The organism is Glycocaulis abyssi (genome assembly GCF_041429775.1).
GTDB classification, from domain to species: domain Bacteria; phylum Pseudomonadota; class Alphaproteobacteria; order Caulobacterales; family Maricaulaceae; genus Glycocaulis; species Glycocaulis abyssi.
This window is the reverse complement of sequence record NZ_CP163421.1, coordinates 369206-391359: the sequence shown is the minus strand read 5'-3', so window position 1 is coordinate 391359 and position 22154 is coordinate 369206. Positions and strand designations below refer to the sequence as shown.

The following is a 22154-nucleotide window of genomic DNA, read 5'->3' as shown; positions in this document are numbered from 1 at the left end:
TCCTTCGTGCAGCAGCAGACCGGCCATCGCTTACGACGCCGGGGCCGTTTCGGGCAAGACCTGCGCGCCAGCCCCTCTGAAACGCACCAGCATCACGAAGGCGGCAGGTGCAAAGATCAGCGCCAGCATGGCAGAGCCGGCCACACCGCCAGCCACAGCCGCCGCAAACGGCAGCCAGAAGGAATCGCCTTCAATGATAAGCGGCGCAAACCCGCCCATCGTGGTCAGGGTCGTTGCGATAATGTGGCGGGTGCAGTCCACCACCGTCTCGCGGATCGCCAGCGCCTCGCCTGCCAGCGCCGCGGCGTTGTTGCGCAAGGCCGACAGCACCACGATCGTGCCATTGATCGACAGGCCCACCAGCCCCATCGAACCGACAATCGCGTTAAAGCCCAAAGGCATGCCAAACAGCCACACCCCGAACAGGGCAAGCCCCACCGATAGCGCGCCGACGGTGAAGACAATCCCTGCATACCGGAACGAGTTGAAGGCCAGCACCACCGATCCGATCATCAGGATCAGCAGGGGTATCGCGGTGGACATGAGATCGGCCATGGCATCGCCCTGGCTTTCGGCCTCGCCGCCAACCACCAGACGATAGCCGGGCGGCATCTCGATGCCGGACGCATCCAGCCGGGCAAAGAAGCTCTCCAGCGCGGGCGCAGGCAGCACGAAGGGGGAGAGATAGCCATAGACCGGATTGGCCCGCTCGCCATCCAGCCGGATGATCGAAGCTGTCTGCGGTACCAGCGTCATCGCGCCCAGCGCGCCGACCGTGCTCATCGCGCCGCCGCCCTGGCCGGGCAAGGGCGTGGCCGCGATACTGCCCGCCGCCGCTCGCCTGTCTGCCGGCCCGACGACCCGCACAGGCAATACTTCCACGCCTTCCACCACGGTGCCGCCAAGCACGCCGTCCAGATCCGCCCGGATACGCCCTGCCACATCGGTAAGGCGCAAACCTGCCAGCGCGGCCGAAGCTTCATCCGTCGACAGGCGGGCCACCGGCTCACCCAGCAGCAATTGGGCCTGCGTATAGGTAACGCCCGGCGTCGAGGCGAGCACGCGGCGTATGTCCTGCCCCAGCGCATCGAGTACCGCCAGTTCCGGGCCGACAATCTTCAACTCGATAGGGGCGGGCGTGGGCGGTCCCTGCTCGAAGGGGGTGGCCAGCACCATCGTGTCGGGGAAGGCTTCGCGTGCGCGCGCCTGAAAGTCCTGCGTGATGGCGCGGGTGTGGACAGGCGAGAGTGTGCGCACCCATCCGGCAGCGTAATTGGGCCGTCCGGCCTGTCCCCGGCGCATATTGTAGTAAACGCGCGGAGAGGAGCCGCCGAGCACCCAGCCGACATCCTCAACACCGTCATACTCGCGCAGCATCGCGGTCACGGCCTCGGTGCGGCGGCGGGTTTCTTCCATGGAAACACCGGACGGCAGGGTGATCGATATCTCGAACATGTCCCGGTCGGTCGGCGGGAAGAATTGTGATGGCAGGGTGGAGGCGGCCAGAAAACCCGTGACCGGCAGGATCACCGCCAGCAGCATGCCGATGGCCGGCTGGGCGATCACCGCATTGAGAAGCTTGCGATAGGCCCAGGCCAGAGGCCGCGAGCGCAGGCCATCGCGCCAGAACGGGCGCGGCCCCTCATCTGCACTCTCCGTGTCGTCAAACCACGCCGCCAGCGACAGAATGATCGTGAAGGCCAGCGCGAAAGAGCTGACAACGGCAAAGATCACCGACACGCCGATCATCGAGATGAACTCGCCCGCAGCACCCGGCATCAGCGCAATCGGCGCGAAGGCGAACACGGTCGTAGCCGTGGACGCCAGCAGGGGGACGAAAAGCGTGCGCGCCGCCTTGTCGACGGCTGCCAGCCGCTCAAGGCCCCGCCGCCGGAGCAGGCGGTAATCATCCACCACCACAATCGCGTTATCGATCAGCAGGCCGAGCGCCACGACAAGGCCCGTCACCGACATCTGGTGCAAGGGCTGGCCGTAGGCATTAATCAGGAACAGGACCAGAAGAACGGTTAGCGGCAGCGCCGACCCGACGATCAGCGCAGAGCGCCAGCCCATCATCAGAAACAGCACGCCGAACACGATCAGGGCCGAATAGCCCAGATTGACCGCCAGCCCGTTCAGCCGCTTCTGGACATAATCGCTCTGGGAAAACACGATATCGACATCGAGGCCCGGCGTGGCAGCGCGGAAACTTTCCACCACGCGCTCGGCCTGACGGCCCCAGTTGTCCACCCGCCGGTCAGGCAGGATGAACGCCCCCACAAACACCGAGCGCGTGCCGTTGAACCAGGCTTGTGTGGCGTCCGGCTCGCGCCGCGCGCGCTCGACAGTTGCAATATCGCCAAGGCGTACAAAGCCCCGCCCCTCACGCCCGCTCAGCGTGACCGCACGCACCTGCTCAAGGGTGTCGAACGCGCCATCCACCTCGACAATGAAGTCATAATCGTCACCGGCCATCCGTCCGGCCGGCGTACGTGCATCAGACCGCGCAAGCAGCGCAGCCACCTCGCCTGCCGTGATGCCAAGGGCCGCCGCCGCTTCAGGATCAAGCACGACGCGGATTTCCTCTTCCGGCGCGCCGAAGAGCTCCGTCCGGTAAGTTGCCTCCAGTCCGCGCAGCCGGTCTTCCAGCTCGCGCGAGAGCCGCCCCAGCGCGCCGATACTGGCATCAGAGCCCTCCGGCCAGGACAGGGCAATGATAATGCTGGAAGCGCCCATATATTCGCGTATGACCTGCGGCGGGGAGACTTCGGCGGGAAGGCCCGCCTGCACGGACGCCACCTGTTCGCGGACTTTGGTCCACGCCTGCTCCACCGCCGCTCCGGTGATGTCCTCGCGGATGCCAAAACTGACCGAAGAGATATTTGCGCGCGAGACAGCCGTCGTCTGGTCGATCTCGGCCAGCTCCATCAGTGCGCGTTCGATACGCTCCGATACCAGCGATTCCACCCGCTCGGCGTCGGCGCCGGGATAGAGCGTGACAACCCGCCCAAACCGTTCGGCCAGATACGGGTCTTCCTGACGCCCCATGGTCGTCAGCGCCGCAATCCCGGCCACGATCATCAGGAACAGCGCCAGGCCCGCCAGGCGCGGAAAGCGGTAGAACAGCGTGGTCATGGCTGGCTGCGCCGTACCGGCATCACCCGCTGTCCGGGCGTGACGCGTTGCACCCCGGCAGCCAGTATCAGGGCCTCGTCATCGACCGCGCCGCGCAAATAGACCCGCCCGCCTGCCGTATGCAGAAACTCCACGCTGCGCGGTTCGAGCGAATAGCCCTCAGCGCCATTGGTCAGCTGGTAAACCGTCCACAGCCCCCTGCGCCCCTCAGCCAGTGCCGTCAGCGGCGCCCAGAAGCCGCGCTCGCGCAAATTGCCGGGCAGTACGAGGCGCGCCACCTCGCCCGGCACCACGCCCTGCCCGCCTTCCAGCTCGAACACCGCCTCGACAGAGCGCGTACTGGCATCAACCACGCCGGTAAGTGCGCGCAGGCGGGCCGTAACCTGCCGGCTGCCCGCATCCAGTGTGTAGTCATGGCCGGGGGTCAGCTGCGCCGCATCGGCAACCGGCACGCCCACCCGGAACTCCAGCACCCCATCCTCGACCAGATGAAAGAGCGGCGTGCCAGCGCCCAGAACCGCACCTTCATCGGCATGGCGCCGCGTTATGACGCCGTCGAATGGCGCTTCCAGACGGGCAAGCTCCAGCTGCACTTCCAGCGCGCGCGCCGCAGCGTTGGCGGCGCTGGCCTGTGCCTCGGCGGCGCGGGCGGTTGCTCCGGCCTCGTCCAGACGCTGGGCCGAGACATGGCCCTGCTCCACCAGCCGCTCCTGACGCGTCAGCGTAGTGCGCGCAAGTGCAGCCTGCGCAGCAGCGGCGCTGGCGTCGGCGCGAGCGGCGGCCAGCTGAGCCTCCAGCGTCCGCGTATCCAGCGCAGCCAGGACATCACCTGCTACCACCCTGTCGCCGACATTCACATGAATGACATCCAGACGCCCGCCTCCGCTGAAGGCCAGAGCGCTCTCGCGCCGCGCCGCGACAAGTCCCGGGAAGCGCGCCTCGATCTCTGCCGACGCCACATAGCGCACGGGAAGAGTTTCCACCGTAACCGGTGCTGCCTCTGAAAACGCCAGATCGGCCTGCGCAGGGCCGCCGCGCAGGGCACTGACCAGCACGGCAATCCCGGCGATAACAATGGCAAGCGAGACAACGCTGGTGGCGAATGCGTGCCGCCGGATTATCTGTGAGCCGGACATGAAGCGATCCCTCGCGCTAGAGGCGGGATCACATATAATTCAATTAACGGCGTTTGAAAAGTGAACGTCGTTCACTTTTTTGCTTTTTTCGCGTCCAGCCACGCATTGAGCTTCGGTGTAGCAAATCCGCGGCCCGTCGCCTCGGCATGAAAGGCGATGAGGTCGTCCAGCGTCAGATGCGCGCACTTTTCCTTGGCACCGGGAAAGTCAGGGATCGTAACCGCAAGCATGGTCAGACCGTGGGCACCGGCCCACACAGACATCGCCGCAACCGTGGGATCGCATTCGCGAAACCAGCCATCGGCGATCGCCTTCTGGATCATCAGTTCCAGGCGCTCCGAGGCGGCATATCCAAAAGAGTCCTGCCGGTCGTCAAAATCGGTCTCGAACCAGCTTGAAAACGCAAGGCGATAATGGGCCGGCTGCTCCAGCCCGGTCTCTACATAGGCACGCAGACATTCCTCGTTCACCTGCGGCCCATCGGTGACGGTATCGGCTACGGCCTGCATGCGCCGGTAGAGGCGCTCGAAGAACTGCTCGCGGATTTCATCGAACAGGGCTTCCTTGGAATCGAAATACTTGTAGAGCGCAGCCGGTGAATAATCGATCCGCTCGGCAATGCGGCGCATGGAAATGCCTGCCTCGCCCTCTTCGGTGAAGATGGCTTCGGCCGCTTCCACAATAGCGTCACGCACCTTGCGCCTGCGGCGCTCGGCCGGGCTCAGATCATCATCCAGCTCTGCATCCACTGCCATTCGGACTTCCTTGGCTTGAGTGCGGCCAGTTTCAACCATACGTGAATCTGTCACACCATACCCATGATATAAGTCCGGCTTTACCAATCCGTCAAAGCCGCCTGCACCCTCAGCAATCGGACCCTCCCCTTCCATGACCCATTTTTCACCGCCCGCCTTCCCCGCTGACAACGATGTTCTGAACGTTCCCAGGCCATCGCATGACATGCTCAACAGGATGGCCAGACGGCGCTCCACGCGCGCCATCGACATGAGCGGGCCCGGCCCGTCACCAGAACAGCTGGAGGCGCTATTAAAGCTCGCCGCGCGTGTACCCGATCATGGCAAACTCTTCCCCTGGCGCTTCATGGTGTTTGAGGGCGAGGCCCGCTCACGCTTCGGCGAAAAACTCGAAGCATTCGCGCGCGCCGACATACCCGATGGAAGCGAGGAGCGCTTCGCGCTGGAGCGGAGCCGGTTTGAGCGCGCGCCATTGGTGATCGCGGTAATTTCCCACGTTACCGTGCCCCATAAAATCCCCGAATGGGAGCAGATCATGTCGGCTGGCGCGGTGTGCCAGAACTTGCTGCTGGCCGCCGACGCGATGGGCTTTGGCGCGCAATGGCTGACTGAATGGTACGCGTTTGACGCGCGGGTGAGAGCCGTGCTCGGCCTGGCTGACAATGAGCGCGTGGCGGGTTTCATCTATGTGGGCACACAGGCCGTCGCGGCAGTGGAACGCCCCCGCAAGCCACCTCAAGTCACGCGCTGGACCGGTAAAGCGTAAGAACGCCCTACCAGCCCAGTGGTCTGCCGCCAGTCACGGGCCGCTGCGTTCGACAGCGCAGATCTGGCGGCCCCTTGGGTCCAGCAGCCGCAAGCGCACCTCGTACACGCCGGCATCACCATTACCTGAAGAGATCACGGTAGTACCCGGCTCGGCGCTGCGCATGGAGGCCATCATCTCGCCAAGCGAGGCACCGCGCCGCGCAGCATTGCCGCCCAGCGTGATCTGGTGGATGCGCTCAGGCATGTCACCGGCGGCGCTGAATGCACCAGACTGGCTGATCTGGGCGTTGCCGCTGGATGAGACCTGATCGATGTCGAGCTCGTAGCTGCCCTCAAGGCCGGGGGCGGCGTAAGCCTCCAGCAAGAGCTGGCCGGACGGGCCGTAATTGAACTCGACCCAGCAGGCCGCCAGCGCGGAAGCGTCCGCCTGGTAATAGTAGTCCGGCCCGGCCGCTGGCGGCGGCGCGCACGCCCCTGCAGCGACCAGCGCGGGAATGACAAGCAGTCCTTTAAAGCGTTTCATGGTCATGCTCCTTTTTGAGAAGGGGCCGCCGCTATCTGATGACCCAGCTACCCTGGATCACCAGCGCATTGCGGTTATTGCCGGTCTGGTCGATGGCCGCATGGGCGCCATTGCCAAACTGGATGACACCGAGCGTGTTGTTATTGCCGGTCTGGTTGGTCACGGCGGTTTGGTTGTTTCCAAACTGGTAGAAACCGACCGTGTTACCTGTGCCGGTCTGGGTCGAGCCGGCCACATTGTTGTAGCCCTGCTGGCGGACCAGCACCTCGTTCAGGCGTCCCAGCTGGTCGACGAAAGCGCCATTGGCACTGCCCGACTGGCGCACCTCGATACCGTTGCGAAGCCCGTCCTGAATGGTCTGGACGAACTGGTGGCGGCCCTGCTGGCTGATTGAAAGCCGGTTCTGATAGCCCTGCTGGCGCGCGGCGAGCTCATGGGCCTGCCCGGCCTGGCGGATATCAACGCGGTTGCGCTGCTGGGCTTCGGCGGCGCTGGCGGTTCCAGCCAGAACCAGCGCGGAAAGGCCAAGGGCGAGAGTGTTGCGAAGGGTCATGGCGGTCTCCTTTTGCGTCTTCAGTTGCTGGCAAGGCAGCCCGAAGGCGCTGGCCATTGCATCTGTTCTAGAGCCCGCCGCGTGAACGGTTGCGGAGCGCGCCATTCAAGCTCCGCTCACCTAGATAAACCGTATATAAACAAGAACTTGCCGCGATAGGCGGACACGGCACAGCAGCGGGGCGCATACGTACCCCGCTGCTCTGGTCAATGGCCGCTAATGCGGATCAGGCAGAAATGTTAGTGACTGCCCTGGATGACGACGGCAACACTGCCCGAGCCCGACTGGCGGACATTGGCGCTCTGGCCGTTGCCGACCTGGATCACGCCGAGCGTGTTGCTATTGCCGCTCTGATTGGTGTTGGCCGTGTTGCCCGAACCGATCTGGGCGATGCCAACGGCATTGTTCGTGCCGGTCTGGATCGCGGTGCCGCGGTTGAACGCGCCTTCCTGACCGACAACTGCGGTATTGCGGCGGCCGAGCTGATCGACATAGGCGTCGTTGGCATACCCGCCCTGACCCACTGTCACACCGTTGCGTGAACCGGCCTGAATGGTCTGGACGTAGTGGTAGGCACCGCGCTGTTCGATCGCGAGACGGTTCTGATAGCCTTGCTGGCGGGCGGCAAGCTCGTGGCTATAGCCGGTCTGGCTGACATTCACGCGGTTACGCTGCTGAGCCTCTGCGGCGCTCGCGGTGCCGGCAAGGACAAGAACGCTGAGGCCGAGGGCGAGGGTGCTGCGAAATTTCATCTGCTTGTCTCCAAATCTCGTCGCTGGGCGCTTCAGTGCGCCGTCAGTAGTGAGAGGTTTAGAGTGGTCAGGCTGAACGCCGTCAGAGCGGCACGTTCAATCTCCGCTCATTGTCATAAACGCCAGATAAATAGCTGGTTTATCGAGATGAACGGCCAGAACAGGGATCAACCGCGCCCGCGATAGGGCTGGACACCCTGATCGGGCACCCACACGCCCTTGGGGCATTCGCCCCACTGGCCGAACACGTCAATCGGGATGCCGCCGCGCGGATACCAGTAGCCGCCAATGCGCAGCCATTTGGGCGCAATCTCGTCCACCAGCCGCTGCCCGATCATCATCGTGCAGGCTTCGTGGAAGGCACCGTGATTGCGGAAACTGGTCAGGAAGAGTTTGAGCGATTTTGATTCGACGATCCACTCGCCGGGCACATAGTCGATCACCAGATGAGCAAAGTCCGGCTGGCCGGTCACCGGGCAGATGGAGGTAAACTCCGGGCAGGTGAAACGGATCAGAAAGTCATTGCCCTGCGCGGGGTTGGAGACCCGCTCAAGACGAGCCGCTTCGGGGCTTTCCGGCGCGCCGGTCTGGGCGCCGAGCTGCTCAAGGCTGGTATAGCGTTCTTCGGTCATGGCGGGGATGTAGCGCCTGTGAAGCCGATTGGCGAGGGCAGGCTCACCCTATTCGGCAGATGTGTGCAGAGTATCCCGATCCGCCCCCCCGTCAGTGCCTCTACGGCCTTGCTTGCGGCCACCAGAAAAATGCGGCCACGCTATGCGCGCCAGTGCCGCCAGAAGAAGGGCACCGGCAAAAATGTTTATGACGAGCAACAGAAGTTCCATGCCCTCACCATACCATATCTTCAGTGCGCCAGCGAACGGCAGTGAAGGAACGCCCCGGCGGCGCAGAGGGCGAGGCCGAACACGGCAATAAGCCCCAGCATGACACTCACAATCTGGGTTCCATCTTTGAAGGTCACGGAACCGATGACGCCACCTGATACCAACCCGCCGCCAATGCTGAGCGAAACGGCTGCAAAAGCACTATCTGTCCGGTCTATCATTCGGCAAACTCCCCTGTCCCGGCACCGGACAATACACCTTAAAGGCGCAAAGGCGAGATAATGAGCGAAGTGGAAGCCATCCTGCCGGCGGTGAAACTGCTGGGCGTCGGCATCGCCGCCATCATGCTGGCGCGGCTCTTGAAAACCTCGCCCATCGTCACCTTCATCGCGGCCGGATTGCTGATCGGACCGTTCGGCCTCGGAATGATCGAGGAGAACGGCACCACGCGCCTGCTGGCACAGCTAGGCGTGGTCTTCCTGCTGTTTGATATCGGGCTGGGCTTCTCGCTGAAGACCGTGCGCGAGAGCAAGGGCGACCTGATCGGCCTTGCGCCCCTGCAGATGATATTGTGTACGGTCGGTTTCGGCCTTGTCGGCTGGCTGGCCGGCATGGACTGGCTGCTGGCTTTGCTGATCGGGGCGGCGGCAGGCATTTCGGCAACGGCCGTGGTGACGCAGACACTTGCCGAGCGCGGCATTGCCACCTGTCCACTGGGCCGCTCTGCGACCGCCGTGCTGGTGTTTCAGGACATAGCCGGCATCTTCCTGCTTGTCATCGCCGTCGCCCTGTCCGAAGGCGGGGGCGGAGACCTTGGCGCCATTCTGGGCATGTCGGCACTCAAAGCCCTGCTGGCCGTTGCCGCCGCCCTGCTGGCCGGACGGTTCGTGATCGGGCCGCTCTTTCGCCTGCTGTCGAAAACCCGCAATGACGAGATTTTCACCGCTGCGGCCCTGTTTCTCGTGCTGGCAACGGCGGCGGCGACCGGCGCGCTGGAGCTCTCCCTGACACTGGGTGCCTTCCTGGCCGGCATGATTATCGCCGACACGCCGTTCAAGACATTGATCCGCACCGAAGCCAGACCCTTTGGCGCGCTGCTTCTCGGCTTCTTCTTCATCACGGTCGGTATGGCGCTGGACTGGCGCATGATGGTGGCCGAGGCCCACTGGATCCTCGCCGCGCTCGCCGTGCTGTTCGTGCTGAAGACAGCCCTTACGTGGGCCGCCGCCATTATCAACAGATGGAGCCTGGCGGGCGGCGCGCAGCTGGGGTTTTCGCTGGCGCAGGGGTCGGAGTTCGGCCTCGTCATCCTGGCCCTGCCGGGCATTGCGGCGGCGTTGGGCGCAGAACTGACAGGGATTCTGGTCGCGGCGAGCGCGCTGTCACTGGCGCTGACGCCGGCCTGGGCATCGCTGGGGCTGAAGCTGGCCCGGCGCATTGCCGATGCCACTGCCAGCCGCAAACCGGTCAGCGCGCCCGAAGAGATGAACTGCCCGGTCCTCATCTACGCCATGACCCCGTCTGGCCGGATGGCCTACAACGCCCTGACGCGTTTTGGCATACCCGTGATCGCGGTGGAGAACGACCCGGACCGGTTCCTCGCCGCCATTACGGACGGCTATGCGGTGACGTTCGGCGATCCTTCCGATACGCGGTTATTAAAGGCCATCGATGTTACTGAGGCACGTGCGCTGGCGGTATGCCAGCCGCGCTATGAAATCTCTGCCGAGATCACGCCCTATATCCGCGAGCACTTCCCCGAGCTGGAACGCTTCGTGGTGGTCAATGACGAACACGATCAGCGCCGCCATCAGGCGCTCGGCATTCACGCCATTCTCAACCGCAGCCAGCCTGAAGGGCTCGACTTCGCGCTGGCCCTTTTGCGCTATGCCGAGATACCCGAAAGCGACATTCAGGAATGGATGCAGGATGTGATCGAGGCTTACACCCCGGACCCGGCTTTCCGGGTGGCCGAGCCGGCCTGACCGCCAGCCAGCGGCAGGGCCGTGCGCGTGAAAACCTTGCGCATGGCGATATTGGAGATGAGGCGCGCCACACCCGGCAGGCCGGACAGCCGCTCGCGGTGCACGCGCTCATAATCGCGCGCATCGCTCACCATCAGGCGCAACAGATAATCTTCCGCGCCGGTGGTGAGGTAGCAGTCCATCACCTCCTCCACCTTCTCCACCGCCGTCTCGAAAGCCTGCATCGTCTCGCGGCGCTGATTCTCCAGCGTGACCAGCACCAGCACAGTCAGCCCCCGCCCTACTGCATCGGCATTCAGCAGGGCAGCATATCCGATCACGACGCCGCGCGCCTCCAGTGCCCGGACACGCCGGTGACAGGCAGAAGGCGACAGCCCCACCCGCTCGGCAAGCTCCGCATTGGTCAGACGTCCTTCGGCCTGCAGAAGGGTCAGCAGGGCGCGATCAGTATCATCAAGGTTCATGGCCCATTTCTCGAAGAGTTTGCGATTTCCGGCCCGCCCGGCACACCCAATATGGCAGGACTCTCCGATTTATTCCACAAATCTGCAATATTATTGCATGATTATCATCCAGATTGCAGATACCTGCCGTTTCCGGTAGCTTCACCGCAACTTCAGGGACACACCTGACAGTCAGAAAACACCGGGAGAGACCCTCATGCGCGTTGGCGTACCCAGAGAGATCAAGGTTCACGAATACCGCGTCGGCCTGACGCCTGCGGGCGCTGCCGAGCTGGTGCAGGCCGGCCATGAAGTGTTTGTCGAGACCAAAGCCGGTGACGGTGTCGGCTTTGCCGATAGCGCCTATGAGGCGGTGGGTGCGAAAATCCTCCCCGACGCGGACGCGGTGTTCCAGACGGGTGAGCTGATCGTGAAGGTGAAAGAGCCGCAAGCCATCGAGTATGCGCGCCTTACCCCCGATCACACCCTCTTCACCTATCTCCACCTCGCGCCCGATCCTGAGCAGACCAAGGGGCTGATGGACTCCGGCTGCATCGCCATCGCCTACGAGACGGTGACCGACAATGAAGGCCGCCTGCCGCTCCTGAAGCCGATGTCGGAAGTTGCGGGCCGCATGTCGATCCAGGTCGGTGCAACGGCGCTGGAAAAATCCCATGGCGGGCGCGGCATGCTGCTGGGCGGTGTGCCGGGCGTGCAGCCTGCCAAAGTCGTCATTCTCGGCGGCGGCGTATCGGGTACCCACGCAGCTGAAATGGCCGTGGGCATGCGCGCGGACGTGACGATCTTCGACCGCTCGATTCGGCGTCTGGCTGAGCTGGACACCCAGTTCCAGGGTCGCGCGAAAACGGCGTTCTCGACCGCAGCCTCGGTGGAAGAAGCCATTATCGGGGCTGACCTTGTGGTCGGCGCAGTGCTGATCCCCGGCGCGGCAGCGCCCAAGCTCGTCACCCGCGAGATGCTCAAGAAAATGAAGGATGGCGCGGTGCTGGTCGATATCGCTATCGATCAGGGCGGCTGTTTCGAAACATCCAAACCCACCACCCACCAGAGCCCGACCTTCATCGTCGACGGCGTGGTCCATTACTGCGTCGCCAACATGCCGGGCGCGGTGGCGCGCACCTCAACCATCGCGCTCACCAACGCCACCCTGCCCTTTACCTTGGCCATCGCCAACAAGGGCGCGAAGAAGGCGATGAATGACGATCCGCATCTGGCGCGCGGGCTGAACGTGGCCGAAGGCCATGTCACCTATGAGCCGGTCGCCCGCGATCTCGGCCACAAATACGTAAAGCCCGACTGGCTGACGAGCATCTAGAGGCTCTCCAACACTGAAATCCCGGCCAAGCGCAGCGCAGAGCCGGGACCTCGTGCAGGATGGTCTGAGACAGGCCCCGAATACGCCTGCGGCGTTCCGGGGTTTCAGCTACAACTAATTCCCCAACTTATCCCCCTCCCCCTCGCCTGCCCGTATGATGTGTCTTGCCGGTCTGGTGGAAGGGCATGTTCGCGGCACGCTCACATGCAGACCGGCGCGAGGGACAAATGTCCCCCGCTCCAGGTGTCTGGCGGTCATGGTCGACGATGGCGCGCCCTTCACTGCCCCTCATGGGGCTTAATGGGGATACGGGAAGACAAAGCCCTTCGCAGTGCGGACGGCCCTTAAAGGCCACGCATGAACTGCCCCGACTACCCTATCCGGCCCCGAAGGGCCGTCCGCACCCCTTCCATACTCTCGCAGGTAAACCTGGCGGAGGTTTTGGTGTGTGGGGTGACGTGTGGTTGTATCGCTTCCTACAATCTCCACATCCGCGTTTTCCCGGCGAAAGCCGGGATCCAGAAAGACTGGGCACCGGCTTGCGCCGGTGAAACGCCAAATAAATGGCCGCTCAGCAAACCCGCTTTTTCGCGGCTGCGTACTGGGCCTTGAGCAGGTCCACATAGTCTGCCGTCGAGCGCACCTTGTCGACCGAGCCGATGCCCTGACCGGAACCCCAGATATCCTTCCATGCCTTGGCGGCCGAATTGCTGCCCGAACCAAAATTCATCTTCGAAGGATCGCTTTCAGGCAGATTATCCGGATCAAGACCGGCATCCGTAATGGATTTTTTCAGATAATTGCCATGCACGCCGGTGAAGAGGTTGGTGTAGACGATATCGTCCGCCCGCCCCTCCACAATGCCCTGCTTGTAGCTCTCGGTCGCGCGCGCCTCAGCCGTCGCAATAAAGGCTGAGCCGATATAGGCATAGTCCGCGCCCATGGCCTGCGCAGCCAGCACGCCAGCGCCGGTCGAGATCGCGCCGGAGACCAGCAACGGGCCGTCGAAAAACTCGCGGATTTCGGCGATCAGCGCGAAGGGAGAAAGCGTGCCGGCATGGCCGCCCGCGCCCGAACACACGGCGATGAGGCCGTCCGCGCCCTTTTCCAGCGCCTTGTTGGCAAAGCGCACATTGATGATGTCGTGCAGCGTCTTGCCGCCCCAGGAGTGGACGGCATTATTGAGGTCTTCACGCGCACCCAGCGAGGTGATGACCAGCGGCACCTTGTATTTCGCGCAGGTTTCCATGTCCGCTTCCAGCCGCTCGTTTGAGCGGTGGACGATCTGGTTCACGGCAAAGGGCGCAGCCGGTTTGTCCGGATTGGCGCGGTTATAGCTGTCCAGCTCTGACGTGATCTGATCCAGCCATTCATCGAGCTGGCTCTGCGGGCGGGCATTGAGCGCCGGGAAGGACCCCACCACCCCTGCCTTGCACTGGGCGATGACCAGATCAGGATGGGAAATGATGAAAAGCGGCGCGCCAATGACAGGCACGCTGAGGCGTCCTTCGAGAATGTCCAGTCCGGCCATCTGGCCCTCCCCTTGAAACATGTTTGCTGCACCGCAAGCTAGCGCGGTTTGACGCGGTGTCGAGATGGGGAAGTGAACGCTGTTCAGCTTTTTACAATCGGCAGATCACCCCGGCCCGCCCATTCGGTCCATGAGCCGTCATACAGCCAGACATCCTTGAAACCCGCTGCCGTGAACCCGGCATGGAGAATGGCGGCCGTCACACCGGACCCGCACGTGCAGATGATGCGCTGGTGACGGTCCGTGGCTGGCAATGCAGCCGCCAGCGCTTCGCCCTGCAGAAACCGCCCCTCCCCGTCCAGCAGGCGGCCAGAGGGCAGATTCACCGCGCCCGGCATGTGGCCGGACTTCAAGCCAGCGCGCGGTTCAGGATCGGTGCCGGCGAAGCGTCCGGGCGGGCGGGCATCGACGATCAGAGCGTCGCCCGCCTCAATGTGGTGGAGCACATCGTTCCAGCGCATGGCATCATCATTGATGAGGTGCAGGTCGGGCCCTGTTGCCGTGACAGCAGGCTCCGGCGCAGGGCCGGTCTCCACCGCCCCGCCCGCGGCACTCCAGGCGGCAAACCCGCCATCGAGGATCAGGGGCGAGAGGCCGAACCGGCGCAGCGTCCACCAGACGCGCGGCGCGGCAAAGCCCGTATTCTGATCGTAGATGATGAGCGTCTGGCCAGGTTGAAGGGCATGTGCCGCGAACCAGCGCGACAGCGTGGCGCTGCCCGGTGCCATATGGGGCAGAGGACTGGTCAGGTCTGCCACCGCATCAATGTCGAAAAAGAGCGCGCCGGCAATGCGGGTCTGCGCAAAGGCATCGCGCCCGGTCCTGCCGCTGGCCGGCATGAACCAGCTCGCATCGATGAACACCGCCTGCTCGCGGACCATGGCCTCTTGTGGGGACACCAGCATGGCGTGTTGCCTCAATGGGGCAGATGCTTGCCGATAAGCGCGCGCAGATCGTCCGGCGTCATCAGATCCAGCTTGGCAAACGGCCCGGCCACATTGGGATAGGCCGAGAGATCCACCCGCTCGAATGTATGAGCCGTAATCAGCAGGATGGCCGCCTGTGGCGCGGCCGGCACAACCAGCGGCAAGGTCTCATCAAAGCTGGAATAAGGCGGCAGGCGCCGGTCGAGGAATACAAGCTGGAAGCTCGCATGCCGGCTGCCATCCAGAAACTCGCTGACCGTCCCGAAGCTCGAAATCTCGACCGCCTCAAATACCTCGTCCATGAGGATGGAGAGGATTTCGGTCTCGACCGGATCGTCATCGATAATGGCTACGCTCAGTTCGCCATTTGATGCCTGCCCCATTCAACATCCTTTCAAAGGCTGTCAGCCTGCAGCCCGCTTGCTCACCAGTTTCGACAATGCGCTCGCCAGCGCCGCGAGATCAACAGGTTTGGCGAGATAATCGTTAGCGCCTGCTTGCAGACACTCTTCGCGATCCTGCAGCGCGGCGTGTGCCGTCAACGCCAGAATGGGTATGTCGCGCCGGCGCGACGTGCTGGCCCGGATCGCGCGGATCGCGTCCAGCCCTGACATGACGGGCATGGAAATATCCATGATGATGAGCGAAAAATCTTCCGCCAGCGCGCGCTCCACCGCGTCGCGTCCATTGGTAACGCAGACCGGGCGGGCCAGGCCCAGCTCATCAAGAAACATCTCCAGCGTCTCGCGATTGGTCGCGTTGTCCTCCGCAACGAGAATACGGCCCATGTCCTTGGGCAGGCTGACGACATTCGCCGCCTCATGCCCGCCATCCGCCCCGGCCCTGGTCGTCACCAGCGGCAGATGAACGGCAAAGCGCGAACCCTCGCCGGGCCGGGAATGCAGGGTAATATGCCCGCCCATCAGGCTGGTGAACTCCTTGCTCAGCGCCAGGCCGAGCCCCGTACCCTCATGCCGGCGGGCATAGGAGGCGTCCACCTGCCGGAAGCGGTCAAAAATATGCTCCGCCTGCTGCGGGCTGATCCCCGGCCCGGTATCGGTCACCTCGAAACGGATGGTTTGCGCGTCCGGGCAGTCCACGTTCAGCCAGACCGATCCGGCCTCGGTGAACTTTACCGCATTGCCCAGCAGATTAATCAGAACCTGGGCCAGGCGCCGCCGGTCGGCCGTTATGTGTCCGGGAACCGCTTCATCAATGGCAAGATCAAGCGCCAGCGCCTTGTTCTGTGCCGTACCCCTGACCGACGACAGAGCCTGTTCACACAAGGCGTCGACCTCAACCGCCTCCGGTTCGATGGTCATCAGGCCGGCCTCAATCTTGGACAGGTCCAGAATGTCGTTGATGATCGACAACAGCGCCTTGCCAGAGGTCTGCACCGTCTCGATCATCCGTGTCTGGCGGGCATCAAGGTCCGTACGGGCCAGCAATTGCGACATCCCCAGCACGCCGTTGAGCGGGGTGCGGATTTCGTGGCTCATATTGGCCAGAAACTCCGACTTCAGCCGGTTGGCCTCTTCGGCCTCGTCGCGCGCGATCCGGAGCGCTTCCTCGTCACGTTTGCGCTCGGTAATGTCGCGCTGCACGCCCAGCCAGTGCGTGTGACGCCCTTCCGTATCGGTGATCGGCACCGCGGCGACATCCATCCAGCGCCCCTCGCCGGACCTGGTATAGTGCACAATCTCGGTCCGTACCGGCGCCATGGCCCTGAACGCTGCAAATATCTCCTCTAGCGTCTCCGGGTCTGTGAGGGGACCACGCAATATGCTGGTTGATTGGCCAACCACCTCGTCGCGGGTATACCCGAACACCCGCTCGAATGCGTCGTTGACATAAACTATTCTGGGCCCTTCATCAGTGACCTTGCTGTCGGCGATAACTACGACATCATTGGCGCGCGCGACCGCCTTTTCCAGAAGATAGAGCTGCTCCTGTGCCTGCCGCTCCTCGGTGATGTCCTGAAAATACACGGCCAGACCGTCCGGGCCGGGATGCACCCTCACCCGGAACCACACACCAAGCTCATCGTACCAGAAGGATGTGTTCGCGCTCTCGCCCGTATCAACCGCCTGCTGGTAGTAGGGCTCCAGCGCTTCACGTGCGCCGGGGAACGCCTCCCAGACATGCTTGCCCAGCAGGTCCTGGCGCGGCGTGCGCAGCGCCCGCTCCGCCTCCTTGTTGACGAAGGAAAAACACATCCCCTCATCAAGCAGGTAGAAGGCATCGCTCATCGTGTTGAGTGTGTTCTGCAGGCGCTCGGCCAGCTCCGCGCTTTCAAGGCGGGCCGACACCAGTTCGGAGATGTCCTGGAACGCGCCGCGTACCGCGATCACCTCCCCAGCAGCATTGCGTTCAGCTTCACCGATCGAGCGGCACCAGACCCGCCTTCCCTTCGCGCTGATGATGACCAGCATCTCGTCGAAGGGTTCTCCGGTATTGATACAGTGCTCATAAACCTCCCGCAGCCGGTCAATGCTTTCCGGTGCGTAGAAGCCGATAGCCTCATCCACCGGCAGTTCCCGCGTGCCGGGCATGTCGTGGATATCCGCCACTTCTTCAGACCACTCGGCGACGCCACGCCCCAGATCCACCCGCCAGGCGCCAAAACGGGCCGATTTGCCAGCCAGACGCAGCAAATGGTCTGCTTCGCTCAGCCGCGCATCGGTTTCCAGCTGGCCGGTAATGTCCTGAACGAACCCGGTGGTCGCCTCGCCCTCCGGGGTTATGGCACGTTCGGCGACACCGCGAACCGTAATCACGCGGCCATCAGGGCGCACGATGCGGTGCCAGAACTCGCCGCTGCGTTCACCGGACTCGATGAAATCGGCAAACCAGCTTTCCATCCTTGCGCGGTCATCAGGGTGAACCAGGCTGACATAGAGATCGTAATCGGGCTCACATGTCTCCGGGTCCAGCCCGTACATCCGGAACGTGCTGTCTGACCATTCCAGCTTCTGGGTCTGCAGGTCGAACCGCCACTGGCCCAGAGCCAGCAGGCGCTCCACCGTGCGTATACTCGCTTCGCGCTCATTGAGCCGCAGCGTCGCTTCGCGCAGCTCGCGTGAATGTACCATCAGGTCGAGCTCGAGCGGCCGCTCCGCCAGCTCGGCAGCCAGCTGGTCGGCATCACGGTTCTGACCGGCAATCAGCCCCGTCACGTCCTCAGACCGGCAGATCACATACTGCGCGCGGCCATCGGGGCCATTGACGGCAGAAAACACAGACAGCCACCAGCGCTCCTCAAACCCGCCGCCCTCTTCTTCTGGCCGTTCAATGGGAAAGCGCACCAGCGGCAGGGCCTCCGACAGCCCGCTATCCTTCACCCGTTCCAGAACAGCGGTGACGGCAGCAACACCATTGGCCTCAGGGTCATCAGGATCATCGGGAAACACGTCGAAAAGCGGCTTGCCCATAATGTCGGACCGGCGGCGCTTCGTGGCGTTCAGATAGGCGTCGCTGATCGCCACGATGGTGTAGTCCTCCGGCTCCAGCACAAGCAGCATGCCCGGCGCGGATTCAAACAGCGACTGGAAATGATAGGCCGCAGCCTCGGCACGGCTGCGCAGAACTTCCTCGCGCTTGAGCGCCTGATCGCGTTCCTTCTCGAAACGTACACGCTCGGTCATGTCACGGGCTACGACCAGCTCGCACGCCTTGCCCTTGTACTCCATCGTATGGGAGGTGATCTCCACATGGATGAACTCGCCGGATTTGAGCCGATGCTGCCAGATCCCGGCCCGATCGAGACCTTCGCTGACCGCTGCCACGTTGGATTCCAGCTTCTCCAGCTCCTCATCGGGGTGGAGATCATCAAGGCGCAGGGTTTTCAGATCATCCTGCGTGTAGCCATAGCGGATCTGGAAGGTCTGGTTGACCACCAGAATACGGCGCGTCGCCAGCTCGTATATGAGCATGGGGTCGGGGTGATTCTGAAAGAAGATGTCACGCGTGATATCGCCGCTCATGACAGCCTAACCCGTTGAAAAACAGGCAAGGCCCGGTCATTGCAGCCCGGCCGGTCAATGCAGAGTGCGCCCATATCCCCGAACATGGCGCATAGCGTTATGCGCGCAGGCCGCCAACGCAAGGGATTCCCGGCGATATCCTTACCTTTCAGGCAAACTTTTTCGCTGCTGCGGTGTGAGCCCGTGCAGGTGTAGCGCGGCCTGCCGGGTACAAGCGCCGTACAAGCGTGGTCCGGCTTCGCTGATATCTCGCCCCCTCCAATTCGTCATTCCAGAAGCCCGGAGGCCTATCTGGAAACCAGCAATTCAGGGAAAAAGACTGCCGCGAAAGCCGATTGCGCTGTTCTTGATTTGTGCCAATATGCTCAGATGAGCCAGAAGCAAAACCACAACCGTCAACGGACTAAAAATAGCCATTGGGTACCTCAAGCTTATCTGCGCGCATTCGCGGCAGAACACGATGCAGAGCGGATCTGGCGGTTCAGCCATACAAAAGGTGATGCCCAATTGAAGCTTATCGAAAAGGTAGCTTACAAGCGTCACCTTTATTCCACCCATGATGACACCACTGGCAGTCTTAACGATGCCTTGGAAAAAAAGCTTGCAGACTTAGAACAATGGTTCGGCAGTCCAATTTGGCGGACACTTCAACGAGATGTTGTTGATCTGAGCTGGCAACCTTTACGGAAGATAGTGTCGCTCTTGGCAGCAACAATGTTTCTTCGCAACCCACGCACACTTGAAGAACACAGCAAGATGCACGAGCATTTGGTGAAGCTGTTTTCCCAGTTCAACGAGCCGCCTGATCGGGTCACAGTTGGCGACCGCACATTCGATTTCGACGATACGTCATGGGAAACTTTTCGTGCCGCTGATACGGATGACGTTAAGAAAATCTGGTTCCGGCAGATTGAAAGCGCTGTCATTTTTGCAAAAATTTTCATGAACATGCGTTGGTCAATGATGATGGCCCCACGCCCTGCTTTCATTACCTCGGATGCGCCGATCACGTTCTGCCATCCGTCTCTGGAATTCAGTGGTATAAATGACCCTGAAACTACCATTCATTTCCCTATTAGCCCAACACGCGTTTTAAACATGGACAATTTTCACAGCGAGCCCGCCAATCAATACTATCCTTGTGATGATGAGTGTTATGTGACCACAAATCTACTCATATGGCGCAGCGCTATAGAATACATGTTCACTCATCGCCACCCGGATTACATCATGGACGAATTACTGCGCAAGGCGGAGGCGGAAGGCTACGCCTAATTGTAGGCCATTGTTTTATATGCATTTGGCCTTGCGGACGGCGTTCCGCCGTCCGAAGAGCGCAACCGCGCGCCCGCGACTTTTCGCGGAACATCGCAGCCCGGATGGGCTGCGGAAACCAAGAGTGGTGCGGGCGGCCGGACTCGAACCGGCACGGAGGTTGCCCTCCAACGGATTTTAAGTCCGGTGCGTCTACCAGTTCCGCCACGCCCGCTAATGTGCGCCTGATACGCCTAGCGCTTGATCTCGTCCTGACGCGTCACGATCTTGTGGCACAGCCCGTATTCGATCGCGTCCTTGGCCGTCAGCCAGAAATCGCGGTCAGTATCCTTCTCGATACGCTCCAGCGACTGGCCCGTGGCTTCGGCAAAGATGCGGTTCAGCCGGTCACGCATCATGCGCATTTCGCGCACCTGGATCTCGATATCGCTGGCCGCGCCGCCCGCGCCGCCCGAAGGCTGGTGGATGAGGAAGCGCGTATTGGGCAGGCAGTAGCGATCCTGCTTCTCGGCACCGACAAAGATCAGCGCGCCCGCAGACGCCACCCAGCCCGACCCCAGCACGATCACGCGCGGTTTGATGAACTTCATCGTGTCATGGATCATGTCGCCAGACTCGACATGCCCGCCGGGCGAGGAAATCACCACCAGGATCGGATCATCGCTCTTGGCCGCCAGCGCGAAAAGCTGCGCGCAGACCGAGCGGGCCACCTTGTCGCTGATACCGCCGGTAATGAGGATGGTGCGGCTTTCAAAGAGGGCCTTGCCGACAAAGTCCTCCCCCGCCGGGGCGGCGTCCTTTTCAGGAGCGTCCTCATCATCATTGCGGATCGGGTGAGCGCGGAAGCCGTCAGCCATCATCGGGAAATATCCTGTCTCGCGGAAATGCGTCATGTGTTGCCCGTCAAGTTAGGCATGCCCGCCAGACGGGGCAAGCGGCGAGTGCCGGTCAGGGCTGTGCAGGCAGCTGTGATTTGAGTGTCTGCTCTGCCTTTGCGAGCGCCGCGCCATCTGCCGAACGCAGCACCACCGCCACGCCGCGCGAAAGCCCGCCGCCTGCCAGCTCCTCAAACCAGGGGTAGGAACCGATGGAGACGGAGGGGGTGGCACGGTCCAAAATCAAATCAAACTTTTCAACTTGTTTATCAAACGCTTCGCATCACCAAATCGCAATCGTTGGCATCACCGCCTTGAAATATTCCAGAGGCAGTGAACGCACCAAATTTACACTTGACTCGTTCGATCAGAATACTCAAGGTTTCAATCGATTCATTAAAATATGCTTCGCCCTTCGAATGAAGCTAATCATAACCTGAAATAATAAATATGAAATTTTCAGCACTCACGAACCGAATCCTACAAATAACTCATGTTCTTGCAAGCATAAGCGAGCTCATAGGTGTATCATTATTTAGCATCCTAACTATTGCGCTTACGTGGGCGCTTGCATTAATATCCATTGATGACACATTAACTACTAGTGAAATTCTTCCAGTTTTGCTGACAGTTATATTAATAACATCTATATTTACCTCTGTATTTTTTATTGCAATAATAGATATGTACAAAAAGACTCGATATTTTCAGCACAGTGAGAATCAATCCATAAGGATCATTTCTCAAAAGCGGCATTGCATTGTAAAAGGCAGGCTGCATCAAGAATTTAATTTTGAGAATAATATAGTGGCACTGAAGTCCGGCGTTCGAAGCTATCTGTTTGGGTACCAATGGACTGGAGATTCACCGCTAGAATTTGTAAGCGATGAAGGCCTGACATTCAGGCCGCTTAACCTTCGCGGCAGGCTAATGAGCTTCATGGAAATTGATTTCGGCGAAGCGCTCATTCCCGGACGCGAACGTGCCTTCAAATTCTCGATCATCGCGCGTTCAGTAAAAAATGCTCCCGAGCCGGTATTTTCGATAATACTTAACCCTTGGCTGCCGAAAAATGTGGAGTTTTATGTTAAATTCCTCGATAGTGTGGACGTTAGGGCGGTGAAAATTTTAACGTTCAGTTCGTCGATGTCGTTTACATGGGCGATTGATGAACAAGAAGCTCCGTTAGATGACACCCGCATTGTGCGGCTGCCCCATAACGCAGCACAACAGCAGGTGTTTGAACGGAAGATAAAAAGAAGGGCTGGCAGGCGATACTGCATCGCTTGGGAGTATAACTCTGACACGTGAGCTGTACGATATGGAAACCTAAGAG

At 61.5% G+C, this 22154-nt stretch carries 20 protein-coding genes and 1 tRNA gene; 5 read left to right on the top strand and 16 right to left on the bottom strand.

The features are described 5' to 3' along the window. Window positions 1–30: 30 nt before the first annotated feature. The 3 genes from AB6B38_RS01990 to AB6B38_RS01980 all read right to left on the bottom strand — a co-directional run bounded on the left by AB6B38_RS01990 (window position 31) and on the right by AB6B38_RS01980 (window position 5026). Entirely contained in the window at window positions 31–3135 is a 3105-nt protein-coding gene (locus AB6B38_RS01990; protein ID WP_371394006.1) for an efflux RND transporter permease subunit, read from the bottom strand. Beyond that, complete coding sequence (locus AB6B38_RS01985; protein WP_371394005.1) at window positions 3132–4271, bottom strand: efflux RND transporter periplasmic adaptor subunit; 1140 nt, start codon at window positions 4269–4271, stop codon at window positions 3132–3134. Before AB6B38_RS01985 ends, AB6B38_RS01990 begins: the two co-directional genes overlap by 4 nt. Window positions 4272–4342: 71 nt before the next feature. Continuing rightward, window positions 4343–5026, bottom strand: a complete 684-nt coding sequence (locus tag AB6B38_RS01980) for a TetR/AcrR family transcriptional regulator (RefSeq protein WP_371394002.1) — start codon at window positions 5024–5026, stop codon at window positions 4343–4345. A gap of 205 nt (window positions 5027–5231) precedes the next feature. Here AB6B38_RS01980 and AB6B38_RS01975 point away from each other — a divergent pair, with 205 nt between their 5' ends. Then, window positions 5232–5792, top strand: coding sequence for a nitroreductase (locus tag AB6B38_RS01975; protein ID WP_371394001.1), 561 nt, complete (start codon window positions 5232–5234; stop codon window positions 5790–5792). Between the two features lie 33 nt (window positions 5793–5825). Here the strand turns inward: AB6B38_RS01975 and csgH are convergent, their stop codons facing one another. The 5 genes from csgH to AB6B38_RS01950 form a co-directional block, all read right to left on the bottom strand. Further along, a complete protein-coding gene (csgH, locus tag AB6B38_RS01970; protein ID WP_371393999.1) occupies window positions 5826–6317 on the bottom strand; it encodes a curli-like amyloid fiber formation chaperone CsgH in 492 nt (163 codons plus the stop codon). A 31-nt stretch (window positions 6318–6348) separates the two neighbouring features. Continuing rightward, window positions 6349–6870 carry a curlin-associated protein gene (locus tag AB6B38_RS01965; protein WP_371393998.1) on the bottom strand — a complete coding sequence of 174 codons (522 nt, stop codon included), beginning with the start codon at window positions 6868–6870 and terminating at the stop codon, window positions 6349–6351. Window positions 6871–7109: 239 nt separating this feature from the next. Continuing rightward, the gene (locus AB6B38_RS01960; RefSeq protein ID WP_371393997.1) at window positions 7110–7622 is read right to left on the bottom strand and encodes a curlin-associated protein; all 513 of its coding nucleotides are present in this window, start codon (window positions 7620–7622) and stop codon (window positions 7110–7112) included. Between the two features lie 167 nt (window positions 7623–7789). Beyond that, entirely contained in the window at window positions 7790–8254 is a 465-nt protein-coding gene (gene queF, locus AB6B38_RS01955) for a preQ(1) synthase (protein WP_371393995.1), read from the bottom strand. Window positions 8255–8484: 230 nt separating this feature from the next. Next, window positions 8485–8685 (bottom strand): hypothetical protein, encoded by a 201-nt coding sequence (locus tag AB6B38_RS01950; RefSeq protein WP_371393994.1) that lies wholly within the window; start codon window positions 8683–8685, stop codon window positions 8485–8487. Between the two features lie 60 nt (window positions 8686–8745). Here AB6B38_RS01950 and AB6B38_RS01945 point away from each other — a divergent pair, with 60 nt between their 5' ends. Further along, complete coding sequence (locus tag AB6B38_RS01945; RefSeq protein ID WP_371393993.1) at window positions 8746–10449, top strand: cation:proton antiporter; 1704 nt, start codon at window positions 8746–8748, stop codon at window positions 10447–10449. Here AB6B38_RS01945 and AB6B38_RS01940 read toward each other — a convergent pair. Beyond that, a complete protein-coding gene (locus AB6B38_RS01940) occupies window positions 10407–10913 on the bottom strand; it encodes an Lrp/AsnC family transcriptional regulator (protein WP_371393992.1) in 507 nt (168 codons plus the stop codon). The genes AB6B38_RS01945 and AB6B38_RS01940 overlap by 43 nt on opposite strands. A 196-nt stretch (window positions 10914–11109) precedes the next feature. Here AB6B38_RS01940 and ald point away from each other — a divergent pair, with 196 nt between their 5' ends. After that, the gene (ald, locus tag AB6B38_RS01935; RefSeq protein ID WP_371393991.1) at window positions 11110–12228 is read left to right on the top strand and encodes an alanine dehydrogenase; all 1119 of its coding nucleotides are present in this window, start codon (window positions 11110–11112) and stop codon (window positions 12226–12228) included. 571 nt (window positions 12229–12799) lie between these two features. On the opposite strand, the gene AB6B38_RS01930 is transcribed toward ald, so the two are convergent. The 4 genes from AB6B38_RS01930 to AB6B38_RS01915 all read right to left on the bottom strand — a co-directional run bounded on the left by AB6B38_RS01930 (window position 12800) and on the right by AB6B38_RS01915 (window position 18668). Then, entirely contained in the window at window positions 12800–13759 is a 960-nt protein-coding gene (locus AB6B38_RS01930; RefSeq protein WP_371393990.1) for an NAD(P)H-dependent flavin oxidoreductase, read from the bottom strand. 83 nt (window positions 13760–13842) lie between these two features. Further along, entirely contained in the window at window positions 13843–14664 is an 822-nt protein-coding gene (locus AB6B38_RS01925) for a sulfurtransferase (RefSeq protein WP_371393989.1), read from the bottom strand. Window positions 14665–14675: 11 nt separating this feature from the next. Next, entirely contained in the window at window positions 14676–15068 is a 393-nt protein-coding gene (locus AB6B38_RS01920) for a hypothetical protein (RefSeq protein WP_371393988.1), read from the bottom strand. Between the two features lie 21 nt (window positions 15069–15089). Beyond that, a complete protein-coding gene (locus AB6B38_RS01915; protein ID WP_371393987.1) occupies window positions 15090–18668 on the bottom strand; it encodes a PAS domain S-box protein in 3579 nt (1192 codons plus the stop codon). A gap of 369 nt (window positions 18669–19037) precedes the next feature. Between AB6B38_RS01915 and AB6B38_RS01910 the strand changes: the two genes are divergently transcribed. After that, a complete protein-coding gene (locus AB6B38_RS01910; RefSeq protein ID WP_371393985.1) occupies window positions 19038–19943 on the top strand; it encodes a DUF4238 domain-containing protein in 906 nt (301 codons plus the stop codon). 125 nt (window positions 19944–20068) lie between these two features. On the opposite strand, the gene AB6B38_RS01905 is transcribed toward AB6B38_RS01910, so the two are convergent. From AB6B38_RS01905 to AB6B38_RS01895, 3 genes are all read right to left on the bottom strand, one after another. Then, window positions 20069–20157: transfer RNA gene (locus AB6B38_RS01905), tRNA-Leu, on the bottom strand. A gap of 19 nt (window positions 20158–20176) precedes the next feature. Next, complete coding sequence (locus AB6B38_RS01900; RefSeq protein WP_371395061.1) at window positions 20177–20800, bottom strand: ATP-dependent Clp protease proteolytic subunit; 624 nt, start codon at window positions 20798–20800, stop codon at window positions 20177–20179. Window positions 20801–20891: 91 nt separating this feature from the next. Beyond that, complete coding sequence (locus AB6B38_RS01895) at window positions 20892–21065, bottom strand: hypothetical protein (protein ID WP_371393984.1); 174 nt, start codon at window positions 21063–21065, stop codon at window positions 20892–20894. 203 nt (window positions 21066–21268) lie between these two features. Here AB6B38_RS01895 and AB6B38_RS01890 point away from each other — a divergent pair, with 203 nt between their 5' ends. Further along, window positions 21269–22129, top strand: coding sequence for a hypothetical protein (locus AB6B38_RS01890; protein ID WP_371393983.1), 861 nt, complete (start codon window positions 21269–21271; stop codon window positions 22127–22129). Window positions 22130–22154 lie beyond the last annotated feature (25 nt).